The sequence below is a fragment of the Xanthomonas sp. LF06-19 genome, assembly GCF_034105425.1.
GTDB lineage: Bacteria > Pseudomonadota > Gammaproteobacteria > Xanthomonadales > Xanthomonadaceae > Xanthomonas_A > Xanthomonas_A sontii.
The window spans coordinates 687,316-704,319 of record NZ_JAXGGH010000001.1; the positions used below are offsets into that span (position 1 = coordinate 687,316).

A 17,004-nucleotide genomic window follows, 5' to 3' on the forward strand; every position below is an offset into this window, starting at 1 on the left:
CACAACCGCCCGTCACGGGCAGCGTCACCGCGTCGCGGCGGCATCCACCTGCAATTGCGCATGCAGGATGCGGCGGATCTCCAGGATCGCCTGCGGCGTCTCCTGCACGCTGTGGCCGGAGGTGATCACCAGTTCGGAGACCGCGCCCGGCAGATGCGCGCTGCGGTACGGCACCAAGCCGTCGTCGGAGTCGGCCAGCGGCACCGCCGGATCGCGGCGGGCGATGATGGTGTGGTAGCGCACCGCCGACGAAATCGGCAGGTCCGCCGCCGCGCGCACGAACGGATCGGTGTCGCGCAGGTTGTCGATGCTGTTGGGCACGCGCATCGGCGCGCCGTCGGGGCCGTCGATCCCCTGCAGCAAGGTGTTCAAGCGATCGAGCAGCGTCACCGGCAGGCGTACCAGGCGCCCGGCCAGGCGGCCGAGCCGCCCTTCGGCGAAGGTGGTGCCGCGTTGCGGCGCGGCGATGAAGATGGCGCGGTCCACCTCCGGCAACGGCGCGAAGCGCAGCAGCGGCTGCAACTGCGCCAGCGCCTGCGGGTCCAGCGGGCGCCGGTCGCCGCGCGCACCGATCAGGTCGTTCCACAGCGTGTCGCCGGAGTCGCTGACCAACAGGCGCCCGATCACCCCGCCCATGCTGTGGCCGATCAGGACCATGTGCTGCGAGGCCGGCGCCTGCCCCTGCGGATCGAAATGGCGCAGGGTCTGCTGCACCAGCGTCTCGATCTGCGCGCGGTTCCAGGCGATCGGCATGTTGGTCGGGTAGTAGACCTGCCAGATCTGGTAGTGGCGGCGCAGTTGTTCGTCGCCCATCAGTTCGTTGGCGACGTTGACCCAGGCCTCCGGACTGCTGGCTAGGCCGTGCAGCATCAGGATGATGCGCCGGTCCGGATCGTACGGCTGCATCAGGTACAGATGCGGCTGGTCGATGCCATCCTCGCGGCCGAGCATGGAGCGCAGCGACTGCCGCGCGAAGCCGGCACGGGCCAGCCACAGGCCATAGGCCGCAGTGAAGTTGGCCGCCAGCGGCAGGCGCTGGCCGTGCACCTCGACCTCGCCGTCGCGGTACGGATCGTAGGGCGCGACCACCACGCTGCGGGTGTCCAGCACCTGCGCCAGGCTGTCGCCGTCGAAGCGCAGCAGCACCGTGGTCGGCGCATACGGCATCTCGCTGAATGCCGGCGCGTGCGGGTTTGGCGCGGCCTTGGCGGCCGCCGCCGCGGTCGGATCGCCGACCTTGGCCGGCGCGATCTCCGCGACCAGTTCGGCGCCGAAGCCGTCGCGGCGGTAGGTGCTGCGCAGGCCATCGAAGCGCAGCGTCGACGCCGGCAGCATCGCGTCCGGCCGTGCCACGCCACCCGGCAGGCGGAAGCTGCCCATGTCCGCGCGCACCTGCCAGCCGGCCGTGCGCAGCGTGTCGTCGTCGTGCAACTCGCCGCTGGCGCTGCCGGCGCGCCAGCGCAGGAACAGCTCGCCGACCACCTGCTGCACGGCGTAGTTGTAGTAGTCGCGCACCTGGGTCTGCCGGTCCTCGAAGGCGCGCGCACTGGCCGGGCGCTGGGTGTAGAACAGGTAGGCGTAAGCGTAGCGCGCCGCCTCCAGCCAGGCCTGCAGCGTCGCGTCGTCCAGCGCCCTCGCCTGCCGCGGCGTGCGCACATTGGCCGCATGCACCCACAGCTCCGACAGGGTCGCCAGCCGCCGCTCCTGATCCAGCCCCTGCAATGCGCGCAGCTGCGTGGCGCAGGCCGCAACGTCGGCCTCGCAGGTCTTGGGATCGAGCGCGAGCACGCGCAACGTCTCCAGACTGGCATCGCTGAGTTTGCCGGTGCTGAGCACGTCGCCGCGCTGGGTGGCGATGTAGTCGGCAGCGCTGCGCGACTGCACGCTCACCATGGCGCAGCCGCTGCCGAGCAGCAGCCCGGCAGCCAGCAGCGCGGTGCCCGCGCACCGCGCAAGACGTAAGTACCGGGTCATGGCGCGACGGCGGGATCGTCGCCGGGAATGCCGGCGCGGATGCGCGTGGAGAAGTCGTCGCCAACGCCAGCCGCGCGCGCGCGTTCGCCGATGCGGCCGCGCGTGCGCAGCGTGGCCAGGCTGTAGCCGGGCACGAAGCCATGCTGCGCATAGACGTAGGACGGCAGGTAGCCGGACAGCAGCAGGCGCACATCGAGCGGCAGTGCGGGATCGAGCTTGCGCGCCAGCTCGAACACGATGGTGGTGCAATTGCTGGTGGCGGTGTTGTAGAACCGCGGCGTGCGCTGCAGTTGCTGCGCCCGCGCCACGTAGCCCAGGAACAGCTGGCGCAGTTGCGCACGCGACAGGTTGAGCCGGTACAGATAGACGTCCTCGCCGCGCACGTTGCTGCGCACCGCCAGGATGTCGCGTTCGTCGGCGGCGACCATCACCTGCTCGAAGTTGCGGAAGAACCCGGCCAGCGCCGAAAACGCCTCGCCGCGCTCCTTGCGGATCTCCAGCGAGAACACCACGCGACGGCCGTCGTCGAAGCCGAACGAGACCAGGGTGTGGGCGATCGCCGGCCCCATCCAGTACGACAGCGCGAGGTCCGCCGAGGCCAGCCGCTCCAGGTCGTAACGGCGCGTCTCCCAGCGCGGGGTGTAGTCGTGGTCGCTGCGCCAGGCGAAATTGCGCACGTTGTGCAGGGTCACCACATGCCCGTCCACCTGCGGCTGCAGCAGTTGCGCGACATCGTCGGCCCAGTCGCGGTTCTGCTGCGGCTGCAGCGCCGACCAGCCCACCGCCATGCCGGCGCAGCCGACCGCGAACAGCAGCGGCAGCACGCGGTACTCGCGCGGATGCCGCAGGCCCCACAGCGCCGCGCCGCCCAAGGCGGCCCACAGCAGCGCCGAGCCGTAGCGCACCACCGCGCCGGTATGCGGCAGATAGCTCAGGAACAGCGCGCCCCACAGGCTGGCGCCGAGCACCGCCAGCATCGCCAGTGCGCGCGCCAGCCGCCATGGCCAGGCGCGTCGACGCGCGGCGCCGTCGGCGCTCACAACTCGGCCGCCGCCGCGGGCGTGGCCAGGGCGTGGCACAGCAGGCGGCAACAACGCTGCGCCAGCGCCTTGCGTTCGGCCTCGTCGCTGCCGCGCTGGCAGGCGCCGAGCATGTCCATCGCCAGGGCCAGGTCCTGCTCGCCCAGGTCCGCGCGGCACAGGCCGGCGGCGATGGCGCGCTGCAGGTACGGCAGCAGGATCGCCATCGCCCGCGTATGCGCCGCGGCGATCGTCGGATGCTCGCGCGGCATCGACCGCCAGTAGTCGGCCAGCGGCGCCGACATCGCGATGTGTTCGGCGACGTCGTACATCAGCAGGAACAGCCCGTCCGGCCGCGTGCCGATCTCGCGCGCGCAGCCCTCCAGGCCGTCCAGGCCGCGTTCCAGCAGCGCCGCCATCAACTCGGTGCGGTCGGCGAAATGGCGGTACAGGGTGGCGCGGCCGAGGCCGGCGCGCTCCACCACCAGTTCCAGCGGCGCTAGCACGCCGTGCTCGCAGAACACCTCGTCGGCGGCGTCCAGCAAAAGGCGGCGGCGGTGGGCGGTATCGGCTCGCATCTCCATGCGCGGCATTATCGGACAATTTTGTCCGCTTGCAAGCGGATCACGGCCGGCCGCCGCCGGTATCCACCGGCGGCGCCCTGGAAGCACCGGGCTCAGCCGGTGTTCTGCACGCCCTGGGCGACGCCGTTGACGCAGGCCACCAGCGCCCGCAGCAGGTCCTCGTCTTCGCCGTCGGTAGCGCGCCAGCGCTGCAGCAGGTCCACCTGCAGCACGCTGATGGGGTCGATGTACGGATTGCGCAGGCGGATCGACAAGGCCAGGCGCGGATCGTGCTGCAGCAGCGACGACTGCCCGGTCAGCGCCTTCACCCAGCCCTTGGTCAGCGCCAGTTCGTCGCGGATGCGCGGGAAGAAGCGCTCGTGCAGCGGCCCGGACAGGCGCGAGAACATCTCGGCGATGTTGAGGTCGCCCTTGGACAGGACCATGGCGATGTCGTCGAGGAAGGTGCGGAAGAACGGCCAGTCCGCGGCCATCGCGCGCAGCGCGTCCTCGTGGCCGGCGTCCACCGCCGCCTGCAGGCCGCTGCCCACGCCGTACCAGCCCGGGATCACCGCGCGCGCCTGGCTCCAGGCGAATACCCAGGGAATCGCCCGCAGGTTGGACAGCGCCGCATCCTGGCCCAGCCGCCGCGACGGCCGCGAGCCCAGGGTCATGCGCTCGATCACGTCGATCGGCGTGGCCAGGCGGAAATAGCGCATGAACTCGGCATCGCCGACGAAGCCGCGGTACGCCTGGCTGCTGTGCTCGGCGACCAGGTCCATCACCGGCCGCCAGCCGGCCTCGCGCGCATCGGCCGCACGCGGACGCAGGCTCGACAGCAGCACCGCGCCGGTCATCTGTTCGAGCGAACGCAGCGCCAGCGCGCGGATGCCGTACTTGCGGTGGATCACCTCGCCCTGCTCGGTCACGCGCAGGCGCCCGTCGACGCTGCCGCGCGGCGCCGCCTCCAGCGCGCGCGTGGTCTTGCCGCCGCCGCGCACGATCGAGCCGCCGCGGCCGTGGAAGAAGGTCAGGCGGATGCCGAGTTCGGCCGCCGCCTCCAGCAGCTCCACCTGCGCGCGCTGCAGGCCCCAGCGCGAGGCGGCGATACCGCCGTCCTTGCCGCTGTCGGAATAGCCGAGCATCACCATCTGCACGTCGTCGCGCGCGGCCAGGTGGCGACGGTAGACCGGGTCGGCCAGCAGGTCGCGCAGGGTCGCGGTGCCGCCGCGCAGGTCGTCCACGGTCTCGAACAGCGGCACGATGTCCAGCGGCACCGCGCCGTCGGCATCGACCAGGCCGCCGCGGCGCGCCAGCGCCAGCACGGTCAGCACGTCGGCGCGGTCGTGCGCCATCGAGATGATGTAGCTGCCCAGCGCGTCGGCGCCGTGCCGCGCGCGCGCATCGGCGAGCGCGGCGAACACCGCGTCCAGCCGCGCATTGCCTTCGTCGTCGGCCGCCGGCAGCGCCTGTTCGCCGCTGGCGTAGGGGCCGAGCAGGCCTGCGCGCGCTTCCACCGCGCGCGCGTCCCAGTCCTGCGTGTCCAGCGCGGCGGCGACCGCGCGTGCATGCACGCTGGACTCCTGGCGCACGTCCAGCCGCGCCAGGTGAAAGCCGAAGCTGCGCACCCGCCACAGCAGGCGCCGCACCGCGAACCAGCCGGCGTGCAGGCCCTTGTTGGCCTGCAGGCTGTCCAGGATCAACTGCAGGTCGCTTTCCAGTTCGGCCGGCGCGGCATAGGCACCGGGCGCATCGTCCAGGGTCGCCTGCAGGCGCGCGCGCATCAGATCGTTCAGCAGGCGGTACGGCATGTCGCCGTGACGCGGCCGCGAGCGCGCCGCGGCCTCCGGCAGCAGTTGCCGGTAACGCTCCAGTTGCTCCAGCAGCGGCGCGCTGACCGCGACCAGGGTGGTCGACTGGCTGAGCAGGCTGGCGAGCTGCCACAGTTCCTTCAGATAGCGCTCCAGCACCGCACGCCGCTGCGCGTCGAGGGTGGCGGTGATGGTGGCGGCATCGACGTTGGGGTTGCCGTCCATGTCGCCGCCGACCCAGGTGCCGAAGCGCAGCAGCCGCGGCAGGCTCAGCGCCTGCCCGTAGGTCTGCTCGATGGCGTGCTCCAGGGTCTCGTACATCACCGGGATCACCCGGTACAGCACCTGGGTCAGGTAGAAGCCGACATGCTCGCGCTCGTCCTCCACGGTGGGACGCACCGGCGAGGAATCGGCGGTCTGCCACGAGGCGGTCAGCGCCATGCGGAAGCGCGCCGCGTCGGTGGCGCGCTCGCCCGGGGTGCGCAGGCCGTCGAGGTTGTCGACCAGGCTGGCCACCATCAACTGTTCCTTCTCCAGCAGCGCGCGCCGCACCGCCTCGGTCGGGTGCGCGGTGAACACCGGCTCCACGTCGATGCGCGGCAGCCAGTCGCGCAGTTCGTCGATGCCGACGCCCTGCGCCTTGAGCCGGCGCAAGGCGTCGAGCAGGCCGTCCGGCTGCGGCGTGTCGGCGCTGCTGCGCTGGTAATCGCGGCGGCGGCGGATGCGGTGCACGCGCTCGGCGATGTTGACCACCTGGAAATACGTGCTGAAGGCGCGCACCAGCGCTTCGGCATCGCGCGGTGCGCGACCGGCGAGTTGCTCGCTCAGCGAGGACAGCGGCGCGGCGCGCTCGCGGCGCGCGATCGCGGTGGTGCGGATGCGTTCGATCTCGTCGAGGAACTGCGCCGAGACCTGTTCGGCGAGCAGGTCGCCCACCAGGGCGCCGAGGCGGCGCACGTCGTCGCGCAGGGGAAGGTCGGGGGTGGCGAAGACGATGCTGCTGCGGGACTCGTTCATCGGGAAACGCATGGCTCGGCAGTGGGGGCGCCGCAAGCCTAACCGAAAAGGGATCGCGTTCCCGTCGGCCGCGCGACGGTTTCAAAGCGAACCATTTGCACTGCACAGCAGCGCCCTGCGCCACGGCGGCACGCACGTGCGGCCGTGGCGCAGGCGCGGCTCAGCGCGGCGTGGCGCCTGCCGCAGCCGGCATGGACGTCGGCGTGGGCGCCGGTCCCAGATAGGTGCGCAGCCAGCGCTCGCTCTCGGCCAGCATCTGCAGCACCGACTCGCGCGCGCGGTAGGCATGCGCCTCGTTGGGCAGCATCACCAGCCGCGCGGTGCCGCCGTTGCCCTTGATCGCCGCGTACATGCGCTCGCTCTGGATCGGGAAGGTGCCGGAGTTGTTGTCCTCGGCGCCGTGGATCAGCAGCAGCGGATCCTTGATCCGGTCAGCGTAGTTGAACGGCGACATCGCCTGGTACACCGGCTGCGCCTGCCAGTAGGTGCGCTCCTCGGACTGGAAGCCGAACGGGGTCAGCGAGCGGTTGTAGGCGCCGCTGCGGGCGATGCCGGCCTTGAACAGGCGCGTGTGCGCGAGCAGGTTGGCGGTCATGAAGGCGCCGTAGGAATGCCCGCCGATGGCGATGCGGTTGCGGTCGGCGACGCCGCGCCGCACCACCTCGTCCACCGCCGCCTGCGCATCGGCGACCAGTTGCTCGACGTAGGTGTCGTTGGGTTCGCGCGCACCCTCGCCGACGATCGGCATCGACGGATCGTTGAGCACCGCATAGCCCAGCGCCAGGAACGCCTGCGGGCCCCAGTAGCCGATCGCGTTGAAGCGGTACGGCGAATCGGTGACCTGGCTGGCGGCGTCGGCGGATTTGAACTCGCCTGGGTAGGCCCACATCAGCATCGGCAGCGGGCCGTCGCGCTTGGCGTCGTAGCCCGGCGGCAGCAGCAGGGTCGCGGTCAGCTCCACCCCGTCCTTGCGCCGATAGCGGATCTGTTCCTTATGCACGTCGCGCAACTGCGGCGTGGGATGGGTGAAATGGGTCAGCGCCACCGGCTCCGCGTTCGCAGCGTCGAGCCGGTAGAAATTGCGCGGCTCCCGCGGCGTTTCGCGGGTGATCAGCAGGCGCTGGCCACTGGCGTCGAGCAAGGCCTGCGGCACCGCGTAATACGGCGCCTGCGACTGGAACAGGCGCGTGCTTTTCCGCGTGTCCAGATCGTAGCGATCCAGGAACGGCCGATCGCCCTGCGGGGAGGCGCCTTCGCCGCGCAGGAACAGGCTGTGACCGTCGGCGGCGATCAACAGGCGCGGGTTGCCGGCCGCATCGCGCTCCGTCACCGGCGTGCCCGGATCCGCGTAGCGGTCCTCCTGCGAACGCTCTACCAGCAGCTGCGGCGCCTGCGCGGGATGGTCCGGGGCCACGCGCCATTGTCTGGTCTGGCGCGTCTTCCACCAGAACTCGTCGATCAGCGCAAGGTCGCCGCGGCCCCAGGCGATGCCGGCGAAGCGCGACTGCAGGCGCGCCAGCGTCACCGGCGGTGTCTTGAACGGCGCCGCCTGCATCAGCACCGCGTCGCGCACCGCCGCTTCGCGCGCGGGGTCGCCGCCGTCCTGGGCCTCGGCCCAGACCAGGGTGGCCGGCGCGTCGCTGCGCCAGTCGATATCGCGCACGCCGGTGCGCACCGCATCGTTGCCGGTCGGCAGGCCTTCCACCAGCGGCAGCTGCGCCACTGTGTGCACCGGCTTGCCGGCGCGGTCCAGCACCTCGATGGTGCGCGGGAAGCCACTGGCCGGCACCAGGTAGGAGAACGGCCGCTGCAGGCGCTGCGCCAGCAGATAACGGCCGTCCGGCGACGGCGCCAGCGACAGATACAGGTCGGGAGACGCGATGCGCTGCATCCGCCCGTCGACGTCGACCAGCGCCGGCTGCGCGCGTAGTTGATAGTCGAACTGGCGCGCGTCGGCCTCGTTCTTCAGCAGGTCCTGGTAGGTGCGCAAGGCGGTGGCCCCACCACCGGCGGTCTGCTGCACTGCCGGCCCGGTCGGCACCGCGTCGGCGGGCGGCGCCGCGCCCTGCGCCTGCGGCTGCAGCAACACCAGCAGTAGGCGGCTGTCGGGCATCCACGCATAGCCCTCGCCGGACACCGTGTTGAGCTGCTCGGCGACACGTCGCGCCCGCCGCGCGGCGATGTCCACCACCCACAGTTCGTTGGCGCCGCTGCGCGCGTCGACCTGGTTGAAGGCCAGATGCCGCTGGTCCGGTGCCCAGGCCATGCCGGCGATCGACAGCGGCGACGGCAGGCCCTCGATCTGCAGCTCGCTGCCGTCGGCGATGCGCAGCAGCCACAGCTTGTCGCCGAAGGCGAAGCGGCTCTGCGAGCGGGTGCGCGGATGGATGCGCAGCCCGGCCAGCTTGAGTTCCGGCTGCGCGACCTGGGCGATGCCGGGCAGCGCAGGCAACTGCAGCATCGCCGCCAGATCGCGCCGCGGGCTCAACGACAGCTGCGGCGGCCGCGGCGCATCGACGATGGCCTGCAGTGGCGCCGACGGCAGTTGGTAGCCGCTGTCCGCAGGATCGGCGGCGGCCGCCGCCGCGGGTGCCGCGGCCGCGTTGGCGGCGGCGCTGCCGGCCGCGGCCAGGGCCGCGCACAGCAGGCCGCAGACCGGCCTGGCGACACGGCGGCGCCCGCGCACTGTGATCTGGTTCATTTCTCCCCTCTCTTTCGCATCGATCGAACTACCGACGGTAGCAGGGCCAGCGTCGCCCGCCCCCTGTCGATGGTTGGGCTTGGCGTGTCATGCACGCCCTGACCCGTGTTCAAGCGCCACACGCGGCAGCCGCTATAATCGGTTACCCCTTGCGCCGAGGGGCGCTGCGACCGGATCGAGACCGGATTCCCCGTCTCCAGATCCGGCCAGGCTCGGCGCGAGGCTTGAGCGACAACGGCGCCCGGACTTCGCGAGTTTCTCGCCATTGACCGGAGCTTTATCGATGAACGCTGCACTCAAGAGCTTTTCCACCGAGGGCGACTACAAGGTCGCCGACATTTCCCTGGCCGATTGGGGCCGCAAGGAACTGGACATCGCCGAGCACGAGATGCCGGGCCTGATGTCGATCCGTCGCCAGTACGCCGCCGCCAAGCCGCTGGCCGGCGTGCGCGTCACCGGTTCGCTGCACATGACCATCCAGACCGCGGTGCTGATCGAGACGCTGAAGGACATCGGCGCCGACGTGCGCTGGGCCTCGTGCAACATCTTCTCCACCCAGGACCACGCCGCCGCGGCGATCGCCGCCACCGGCACCCCCGTGTTCGCGTGGAAGGGCGAGACCCTGGAGGAATACTGGGACTGCACCCTCGACGCGCTGACCTTCACCCTGCCCGACGGCACCCAGACCGGCCCGGAACTGGTGGTGGACGACGGCGGCGACGTGACCCTGCTGATCCACAAGGGCTATGAGCTGGAGAACGGCGCCAAGTGGGTCGACGAGCCGTCCTCCTCGCACGAGGAGCAGGTGATCAAGAACCTGCTCAAGCGCGTGGCGGTGGAGCGCCCGGGCTACTGGACCCGCGTGGTCAAGGACTGGAAGGGCGTCTCCGAAGAGACCACCACCGGCGTGCACCGCCTGTACCAGCTGGCCGAAGCCGGCACCCTGCTGATCCCGGCGATCAACGTCAACGACTCGGTGACCAAGAGCAAGTTCGACAACCTGTACGGCTGCCGCGAGTCGCTGGCCGACGGCCTCAAGCGTGCGATGGACGTGATGCTGGCCGGCAAGGTCGCGGTGGTGTGCGGCTACGGCGACGTCGGCAAGGGCTCGGCGCACAGCCTGCGTGCCTACGGCGCCCGCGTCATCGTCACCGAGATCGACCCGATCTGCGCGCTGCAGGCGGCGATGGAAGGCTTCGAGGTCAACACCGTCGAGGACACCCTCGGCCAGGCCGACATCTACGTCACCACCACCGGCAACAAGGACATCATCCGCATCGAGCACCTGACGCAGATGAAGGACCAGGCCATCGTCTGCAACATCGGCCACTTCGACAACGAGATCCAGGTCGAGGCGCTGTACAAGCTGCCGGGCGTGCAGAAGATCAACATCAAGCCGCAGGTGGACAAGTTCGTGCTGCCCAACGGCAACGCGATCTTCCTGCTGGCCGAAGGCCGCCTGGTCAACCTGGGCTGCGCCACCGGCCACCCCAGCTTCGTGATGTCCAACAGCTTCGCCAACCAGACCCTGGCGCAGATCGACCTGTGGCAGAACAAGGACAGCTACGAGAAGCAGGTGTACCGCCTGCCGAAGAAGCTGGACGAGGAAGTGGCGCGCCTGCACCTGGAGAAGATCGGCGTGAAGCTGACCAAGCTCACCGACGCGCAGGCCGCCTACCTCGGCGTGCCGGTCGATGGCCCGTTCAAGCCGGAGCACTACCGCTACTGAGCCATTGGCAGCACATCGCCAGGCAGACAGGAACGGGCGCCGCGAGGCGCCCGTTTTTTGTGCGATCGGCGCAGCAAGCGTGTGGAGCGGAAGGGAGCTGGAAATTCGTACGGAGCGAAAAACCGCAGACGTCGCCACCTTGCGCCAACCCCTGCTCCAAGCCGCCTTTTCCGGCCAGTCGGCCGACGCGCCTGCCCAGCCAGGCATCTGTAACACACCTGTGCTACATTGATTCCAAGCCAATCGCCTGGAGCTCTCCATGGGCACTACCACCATCCGCCTGCCGGACGCGCTCAAGGCCCGCGTCGCCAAGGCCGCGGAAGCGGCCGGCACCACGTCGCACAACTTCATCCTGGAAGCCATCGCCGAGAAGGCCGAGCTGGCCGAGCGGCGCGTCGACTTCCATGCCCAGGCCGATCAGCGCTGGGCCGAGTTCCTGGAAACGGGTGAGACCATTCCCTGGGACCAAGCGCGTGCCTATTTCAAGGCACTGGCCGCAGGAAAGCCCGCAAAGCGGCCGGTAGCGCGCAAGCTGGAAGACTGAGGTGACGCGCGTCCGCATCGCTCCCGGCGTGATCGAGGATCTGGAGCGGATCGCTGCGTATTTGCGCGAGCACGAGAGCCAGCATGCCGAGGCGAGGACCGAGGAGATCGTCAGCGCGTTCGACGTACTGGCGGGTAATCCCTTGATCGGCCGCCCGGTCCATGGAGACAACCGCGAACTGGTGATGGGCCGCGGTGCGCATGGGTATGTGGCGTTGTATCGCTATGTGGATGTGACCGATACGGTGATCGTGATGGCCATCCGCGCACAGCGGGAGGCGGGCTATGCGCTCGGCGGATGAAACCGAGTCGACGTCCGCACCACCGCATCGACGGATGCCGGCAGGGGCATCGTGGATCGCCCTCGGGCCATCGCCAACTGATTGATCCTCACCTCGCCCCCGACGGCAACCAGTGCGGCATCTCGCTGTCGGCGGATTGGATACTGAATGACCTTCGGCGGGTACCGCCGGCATGGACACCAACCCAAAGGCGACACGGTCCTGCCGATACCGATGCCGCAATTGTAGATAGGACGCCGTCATCCAACGCCTGCAACGGCACGATCTTCAGGCCGTGCACTCGCTGGCCGGCGCGTACACCGAAATTTGAATCCGGCTGCGCGCGTGATACGGCGTGCGTGCCCAGTCGCTCCAGCGCGCCTCCAGGCGCAGGCCGGCGATCTGCGCCATCAGGTCCAGCTCCGATGGCCACACGTAGCGGCGGCGCTCGCTGAAGATGCGCGTACCGGATTCGCCCAGTACCACCACGCGCTGGTCGATGCGCTGCTGCAGCGGATCGGGCTGCGAGCACACCAGCATCACTGCCGCGCCATCGCCGTCGGTGTCCGGCACGTCCAGCACCTGGCTGACCTTGCCGCCGCTTTCGAACACCTCTGCACCCGGCACCGCGCTCTGGATCAGCAAGCGGCCGTCGGGCGCCAGGCAGCGCGCCGCGTTGACCATGCAACGCAGCTGCTCGGCCTGCGTCAGCAGATACCCGAATGCCGCCACCGCGTAGATCAGGCCGAACGGGCCGCATACCGGCATGTCGGCGAAATCGGCGCAGACCAGGTGCAGGCGTTCGCTGCCGGGCTTGGCACGCAAGGCCTCGAGCATCGCAGGCGAATTGTCGATACCGGTGACCGGCACATCGCAGTGCGCGAGCGGCAAGCCAATGCGGCCAGTGCCGATGCCCAGTTCCAGCGCCGCACGGCCCGCGGCCAGCTCGGCGAGGACACCGACGCACTGCTGGGTGACGGCGGCAGGCCAGCGATCGTAGAAACGGTCGTAGATCGCGGCCAGGCGATCGTACTCGTGGGTCACGGGCATCCGCAGCCACTCGTTGCCGAAGTGGCGCGACCATAGCACGCAGCGATGGCGACGCAGTGGCCACACATGCAGGGCGGCACCCTGCATGGCAGGCGCGGCGATGCGCTGCAATCGCGTGCGACACACGCCACAAAACTGCAGATGACATGCGCATTGCAGTTGGCCGCGCTTCAGTCTTTTGCTTGCGCCGCCGCATCCAAGCGAGGATGCTTTTTCCCGCGCCTGCCACGCTGAGGCAGGCGCGACAATCGCAACAGATCCCCCGCTCAATCAGGAGTATCGCCATGAAACGCCTTTTTGATTCGCTGTCGCGTTGGGTGCAGAGCCTCGGTGGCCGCAAGCTCGGCTACATCTACACCTACTGACCTCCCCCGCCACCGTCGCGTGGCATGACCGTGCGAGAGGGGGCGACCCGCCCCCTCTCCCCAGCGCTCTCCGCTTCGCACGGCCGCACGCCCGTTCGCCATCGGCTCCATGTCCCCTCCTGCGTCGCGGTGTGACCCGCCGACACGGCTATTCGTGCGGATCTGCACGTGACCGATCCGCATCCGCGCCCGCCAGGCCCGCGCGGGCACTGGGCATTCGGCAACCGGCAGGCTTTCGCCACCGATCCCCTCGGCTTCCTGCAACACTGCGCACGCACGCATGGCGACGTGGTGCGGATCGCCGAGCGCACCTATCTGCTCGCAGCACCAACCGCGATCGCCACGGTGCTCGGCGACGACGGCAGCCTCTACGCCAAATCCGATCCGGATCCGCGTGCGCGGCGCGCTGCATTTCCGGCATCGGTGATGAACAGCGAGGGCGAGGCCTGGCGGCGCAAGCGCCAGGCGCTGCAGCCCGCGTTCCGCGCCAGCCTGGTGCGCGACTACGCCGCAAAGGCGGCCGCCGCCACACAGGCGCTGCTGCGATCGCGCGACGACATCGACAACGTGCACGACCTGCGCCTGACCATGACCGCGCTCTGCGCGCAACTGGGCGCCGGCTTCCTGCTCGGCGATGCGGTGCACGCGCCGGCGCTGCTGCGGATGCTGCCGATGGTCGATGCGATCCTGCAGCAGACGCGTACGCCGTCCGCGGCGCCGGCCTGGTGGCCGAGTGCCGGCAAGCGCCGCCTGCGTGCCGCACGCGGCGCACTGGACACCGCGCTGACGCAGATCCTGACGTCGCCACATTCTGATGGCGCAGACGCCTCGGTGCTGGAGCTGCTGCGACGCGACGCTCCGCAGGCCGACGACGACTGGTGCCGCGACGAAGCGGCGGCGATGCTGATGTCGGCGCTGGAGCCGATGGCGGCCGGCCTGACCTGGACGCTGTTGCTGCTGGCGCAACATCCATCGATCGCGCAGGCCGTGGCGGAGGAAGCCGATGCCCTGCCCGGTATCGACGGCGCATCCAGCACGCCCTGCGCCGATGCGCTCGTCGAACGCCTGCCGCTGACGCGCGCCTGCGTGAAGGAGGCCATGCGCCTGTATCCGCCGGCGTGGATGACCGCGCGCATCGCGCAACGCGACACCACGCTGGGCGGCTTCGCGGTGCCGCGCGGTACCCAGCTGATCGTCAGCCAGTGGGTGGTGCAGCGCGATCCGCGTCACTTCTCCGCGCCGGACCGCTTCCTGCCGGCGCGCTGGCTGGACCCGGCGCAGACACCGGCGCGCTACACCTACTTTCCGTTCGGCGGCGGTCCGCGCAGTTGCATCGGCAGCCAGTTGGCGCTGGTGCAGATGACCGTGATCGTGGCCGGCCTGTTGCGCGAGCGCACGCTGCACCTGGCGACGGATGCACGGCCACGGCCGTATCCGGCGCTGGTGCTGCGTCCACTCGATGTCCGCATCGCCTTGCGCCCGCGCACGACAACCCTGTCCCGCCAGTCGCCCGCGACGGCGCCCTTCCCCCGCACACCGGAAACCCCGCATGGCTGATTCCGCCGCCTTCGCCAAGACCCGGGAATACTCCAACCGCTTTTTCGATTCCGCCGCCTGGAACGAACTGGAGTTTCGCGACGGCGACATCGTCATCGCCAGCTACGCCAAGGCCGGCACCACCTGGCTGCAGCAGATCGTCGCGCAGTTGCTGTTCGAGGGCGCGGCGGACGTCGACGTGTCGGCGATCTCGCCGTGGCTGGACGGTGTGTACCCGGACCGCACGAGCAAGCTCGCGCTGCTGCAGGCGCAGACCCACCGGCGCTTCATCAAGACGCATCTGCCCGCCGATGCGCTGGTGGTCAGCGATCGCGCCAAATACCTGTACATCGGCCGCGACGGTCGCGACATCGCGCTGAGCCTGTACGACCACCAGTGTGCGGTCAGCCAGGATGCGCAGGCGCGGCTGGATGCCGGGGCGGCCGAACCGGGCAAGCTGCGCGTGGTGCCGCCGCCGAGCCTGCCGGTGGATGCCTACGTGGCGCATTGGCTGGCCCACGACGGCGCACCGTTCTGGCCGTTCTGGGAAGGCATGCGCAGCTGGTGGCAGCAGCGCGCGCAGCCGAACGTGCTGCTGGTGCACTACGCCGACCTGCTGCAGGATCTGCCAGGGCAAGTGCGGCGCATCGCCGCGTTCCTGGAGATCCCGGTGCGCGAGACGGACCGGGAGACCATCCTGGCGCACTGCCAGTTCGGCTACATGCGCCAGCACGCCGCGCGCTACGTGCCGCAGGGCGCCGGGCTGTGGCGCGAAGGCGGCAAGGCCTTCTTCAACCAGGGGCGCAGCGGCCGCTGGCGTACGCTGTTGCCGGCGACCGTCGCCGCCGACTACGAGGCGCGCGCGCTGGCCGAGCTGGGCCGCGAGGCCGCGCAATGGCTGGCACAGGGCGCCGGAGCGACGGCATGAGCCTGTGCGTCATCGGCGCCGGCCTCGGCCGCACCGGCACCCTGTCGCTGAAGCTGGCGCTGGAACATCTGGGCCTGGGCCGCTGCTATCACGCCATGGAACTGGCCGCGCACCTGCGCCAGGCCTTGCCGCTGTGGGACGCGGCGATCGACGGGCAGGCGGACTGGGACACGCTGTTCGCCGGCTACACCGCCACCGTCGATTATCCCGGCTGCTGCTTCTGGCGCGAGCTGGTCGCGCGCTACCCGCAGGCCAAGGTGATCCTGACCGTACGCGATGCCGATGCCTGGTTCGAGTCGGTGCGCTGCACCATCTTCGCCAGCGACGGCAGCGTGCCGGCCCTGTTCGGCGCCGAGGGCCAGCGGCTGAGCCAGTTCCTGCGCCGCGACTTCGCCACGCGCATCGACGATCGCGGCTTCATGACCGACTATTTCCGCCGCTGGAACCAGGCGGTCATCGCCAGCGTGCCGGCGCAGCGCCTGCTGGTGCTCGACACCGACGCGCAGACGGGCTGGGAGCCGCTGTGCGCCTTCCTGGGCGTGCCGGTGCCGGCACAGCCGTATCCACGCGTGCATGCGCGCAGCGGCGGCGGCACGCAAGCGCGCCCGCTGCCCAGCGACCCGGCGCAACGCGAGCAACGCCTGCGCGCCTACCTGGACCGGCTCGCCGTCGAGGCGTTCGCAGCGCCCGCCGACGGCTGAGCGCGCGTCCGCCTATAGCGAGAAGTTGCGCTTGATCGAGAACGACCAGGCACCGTCGATCGGGTTGGAGACGTGCACCCGGCCCTCGCCATCCGCCACGCCGGTGGTGTAGCGGCGATAGACGCCGGCGCTGTTCCAGGCCCGTGCGTAGCTCAGGCCGAACTCGGTGCCGCGCCAGGTGCGGCTCAGGCCCACGCGCGCGTCGGTCCAGCCGTAGTCGGCGAAGTTGCGCACGTGCTGGTGGCCGGCATGCACGCTGGCCTGCCAGTCCGGCGCCAGCGGCAGCGTGGCGTCCAGCGCCAGATAACCGGAGCCGCGCGAGTGCCGGCCCTGGCCGACGCCCAGCGTGGCGCTGTTGTAGCCGAAGTAGTCGCGCGTCCAGGTGCTGGCGTAGGACAGTTCCAGCGTGCGCCAGTGCCCGGCGACGATGGCCTCGCCATAGTCGTAGCGCGTGCCGCTGGCGCTCATGCGCGCGCCGGGGTAGGCGTAGTGGTAGACGCCGGCGCGCCAGCCCCAGTCGCCATGGCTGGCCGCGTAGCCGGCATACACGTCCCACTCCACGTGCCCGCCTTCGATGAAGTACGGACTCACCCCGGATGCCCAGGTGCCGGCATACCAGCCGCTGTCCGCGGCCACGTCCAGCCCGCCCTGCAGCACCGGCCGCCCCCAGCTCTGCTCGAATCCGCGCGAGACGTAGTTCGAGGTCGCCGCCAGATTGGCGCTGGCGGTCCCGGCCCAGGCCGGTGCGGCGACGCCCAGCGCCAGCAGCAGCGCTGCGCTGCGCAT

The 17,004-nt window shown here is 70.4% G+C and carries 13 protein-coding genes and 1 riboswitch; of the genes, 6 read left to right on the forward strand and 7 right to left on the reverse strand.

What is annotated here, in order from left to right:
- Positions 1-24 precede the first annotated feature (24 nt).
- The 5 genes from SLW55_RS03150 to SLW55_RS03170 all read right to left on the reverse strand — a co-directional run bounded on the left by SLW55_RS03150 (position 25) and on the right by SLW55_RS03170 (position 9,085).
- Positions 25-1,974 (reverse strand): alpha/beta hydrolase, encoded by a 1,950-nt coding sequence (locus SLW55_RS03150; protein WP_320744553.1) that lies wholly within the window; start codon positions 1,972-1,974, stop codon positions 25-27.
- The gene (locus SLW55_RS03155; RefSeq protein WP_267094131.1) at positions 1,971-2,951 is read right to left on the reverse strand and encodes a DUF4105 domain-containing protein; all 981 of its coding nucleotides are present in this window, start codon (positions 2,949-2,951) and stop codon (positions 1,971-1,973) included. Before SLW55_RS03155 ends, SLW55_RS03150 begins: the two co-directional genes overlap by 4 nt.
- 59 nt (positions 2,952-3,010) lie before the next feature.
- On the reverse strand, positions 3,011-3,586 hold the full coding sequence (locus SLW55_RS03160; protein WP_152235562.1) for a TetR/AcrR family transcriptional regulator: 576 nt from the start codon (positions 3,584-3,586) through the stop codon (positions 3,011-3,013).
- 83 nt (positions 3,587-3,669) lie between these two features.
- Positions 3,670-6,384, reverse strand: a complete 2,715-nt coding sequence (gene ppc / locus SLW55_RS03165; RefSeq protein WP_320744554.1) for a phosphoenolpyruvate carboxylase — start codon at positions 6,382-6,384, stop codon at positions 3,670-3,672.
- A gap of 160 nt (positions 6,385-6,544) precedes the next feature.
- Positions 6,545-9,085 (reverse strand): prolyl oligopeptidase family serine peptidase, encoded by a 2,541-nt coding sequence (locus SLW55_RS03170; protein WP_320744556.1) that lies wholly within the window; start codon positions 9,083-9,085, stop codon positions 6,545-6,547.
- 150 nt (positions 9,086-9,235) lie between these two features.
- A riboswitch (S-adenosyl-L-homocysteine riboswitch) is annotated at positions 9,236-9,335 on the forward strand.
- A gap of 33 nt (positions 9,336-9,368) precedes the next feature.
- Here SLW55_RS03170 and ahcY point away from each other — a divergent pair.
- The 3 genes from ahcY (at position 9,369) to SLW55_RS03185 (ending at position 11,659) form a co-directional block, all read left to right on the forward strand.
- Positions 9,369-10,814 (forward strand): adenosylhomocysteinase, encoded by a 1,446-nt coding sequence (gene ahcY, locus SLW55_RS03175; protein ID WP_017915311.1) that lies wholly within the window; start codon positions 9,369-9,371, stop codon positions 10,812-10,814.
- Positions 10,815-11,073: 259 nt separating this feature from the next.
- Complete coding sequence (locus tag SLW55_RS03180) at positions 11,074-11,358, forward strand: ribbon-helix-helix protein, CopG family (protein ID WP_267093507.1); 285 nt, start codon at positions 11,074-11,076, stop codon at positions 11,356-11,358.
- Between the two features lies 1 nt (position 11,359).
- Positions 11,360-11,659: a type II toxin-antitoxin system RelE/ParE family toxin gene (locus SLW55_RS03185; protein ID WP_267085449.1), complete on the forward strand. Its 300-nt coding sequence runs from the start codon at positions 11,360-11,362 to the stop codon at positions 11,657-11,659.
- Positions 11,660-11,926: 267 nt separating this feature from the next.
- Here SLW55_RS03185 and SLW55_RS03190 read toward each other — a convergent pair whose 3' ends face one another.
- Complete coding sequence (locus SLW55_RS03190; protein ID WP_267085448.1) at positions 11,927-12,688, reverse strand: class I SAM-dependent methyltransferase; 762 nt, start codon at positions 12,686-12,688, stop codon at positions 11,927-11,929.
- Positions 12,689-13,221: 533 nt separating this feature from the next.
- Between SLW55_RS03190 and SLW55_RS03195 the strand changes: the two genes are divergently transcribed.
- From SLW55_RS03195 to SLW55_RS03205, 3 genes are read left to right on the forward strand one after another with little or no spacing between them, the layout of a single operon-like run.
- On the forward strand, positions 13,222-14,610 hold the full coding sequence (locus tag SLW55_RS03195; RefSeq protein WP_267099990.1) for a cytochrome P450: 1,389 nt from the start codon (positions 13,222-13,224) through the stop codon (positions 14,608-14,610).
- Positions 14,603-15,517: a sulfotransferase domain-containing protein gene (locus SLW55_RS03200; protein WP_267099989.1), complete on the forward strand. Its 915-nt coding sequence runs from the start codon at positions 14,603-14,605 to the stop codon at positions 15,515-15,517. Before SLW55_RS03195 ends, SLW55_RS03200 begins: the two co-directional genes overlap by 8 nt.
- Positions 15,514-16,218, forward strand: a complete 705-nt coding sequence (locus tag SLW55_RS03205) for a sulfotransferase family protein (RefSeq protein ID WP_267099988.1) — start codon at positions 15,514-15,516, stop codon at positions 16,216-16,218. The genes SLW55_RS03200 and SLW55_RS03205 overlap by 4 nt, the downstream gene beginning before the upstream one ends.
- 12 nt (positions 16,219-16,230) lie before the next feature.
- Here the strand turns inward: SLW55_RS03205 and SLW55_RS03210 are convergent, their stop codons facing one another.
- Positions 16,231-17,004 (reverse strand): TorF family putative porin, encoded by a 774-nt coding sequence (locus SLW55_RS03210; protein WP_223875633.1) that lies wholly within the window; start codon positions 17,002-17,004, stop codon positions 16,231-16,233.

Excerpts from the sequence above, each read along its gene's own strand:
- SLW55_RS03190 (WP_267085448.1), bottom strand. The coding sequence starts at position 12,688 with ATGCCCGTGACCCACGAGTACGATCGCCTGGCCGCGATCTACGACCGT.
- SLW55_RS03180 (WP_267093507.1), top strand. The coding sequence starts at position 11,074 with ATGGGCACTACCACCATCCGCCTGCCGGACGCGCTCAAGGCCCGCGTC.
- ppc (WP_320744554.1), bottom strand. The coding sequence starts at position 6,384 with ATGAACGAGTCCCGCAGCAGCATCGTCTTCGCCACCCCCGACCTTCCC.
- SLW55_RS03205 (WP_267099988.1), top strand. The coding sequence starts at position 15,514 with ATGAGCCTGTGCGTCATCGGCGCCGGCCTCGGCCGCACCGGCACCCTG.
- SLW55_RS03160 (WP_152235562.1), bottom strand. The coding sequence starts at position 3,586 with ATGCCGCGCATGGAGATGCGAGCCGATACCGCCCACCGCCGCCGCCTT.
- SLW55_RS03155 (WP_267094131.1), bottom strand. The coding sequence starts at position 2,951 with ATGCTGGCGGTGCTCGGCGCCAGCCTGTGGGGCGCGCTGTTCCTGAGC.
- SLW55_RS03210 (WP_223875633.1), bottom strand. The coding sequence starts at position 17,004 with ATGCGCAGCGCAGCGCTGCTGCTGGCGCTGGGCGTCGCCGCACCGGCC.
- SLW55_RS03200 (WP_267099989.1), top strand. The coding sequence starts at position 14,603 with ATGGCTGATTCCGCCGCCTTCGCCAAGACCCGGGAATACTCCAACCGC.
- SLW55_RS03170 (WP_320744556.1), bottom strand. The coding sequence starts at position 9,085 with ATGAACCAGATCACAGTGCGCGGGCGCCGCCGTGTCGCCAGGCCGGTC.
- SLW55_RS03150 (WP_320744553.1), bottom strand. The coding sequence starts at position 1,974 with ATGACCCGGTACTTACGTCTTGCGCGGTGCGCGGGCACCGCGCTGCTG.
- ahcY (WP_017915311.1), top strand. The coding sequence starts at position 9,369 with ATGAACGCTGCACTCAAGAGCTTTTCCACCGAGGGCGACTACAAGGTC.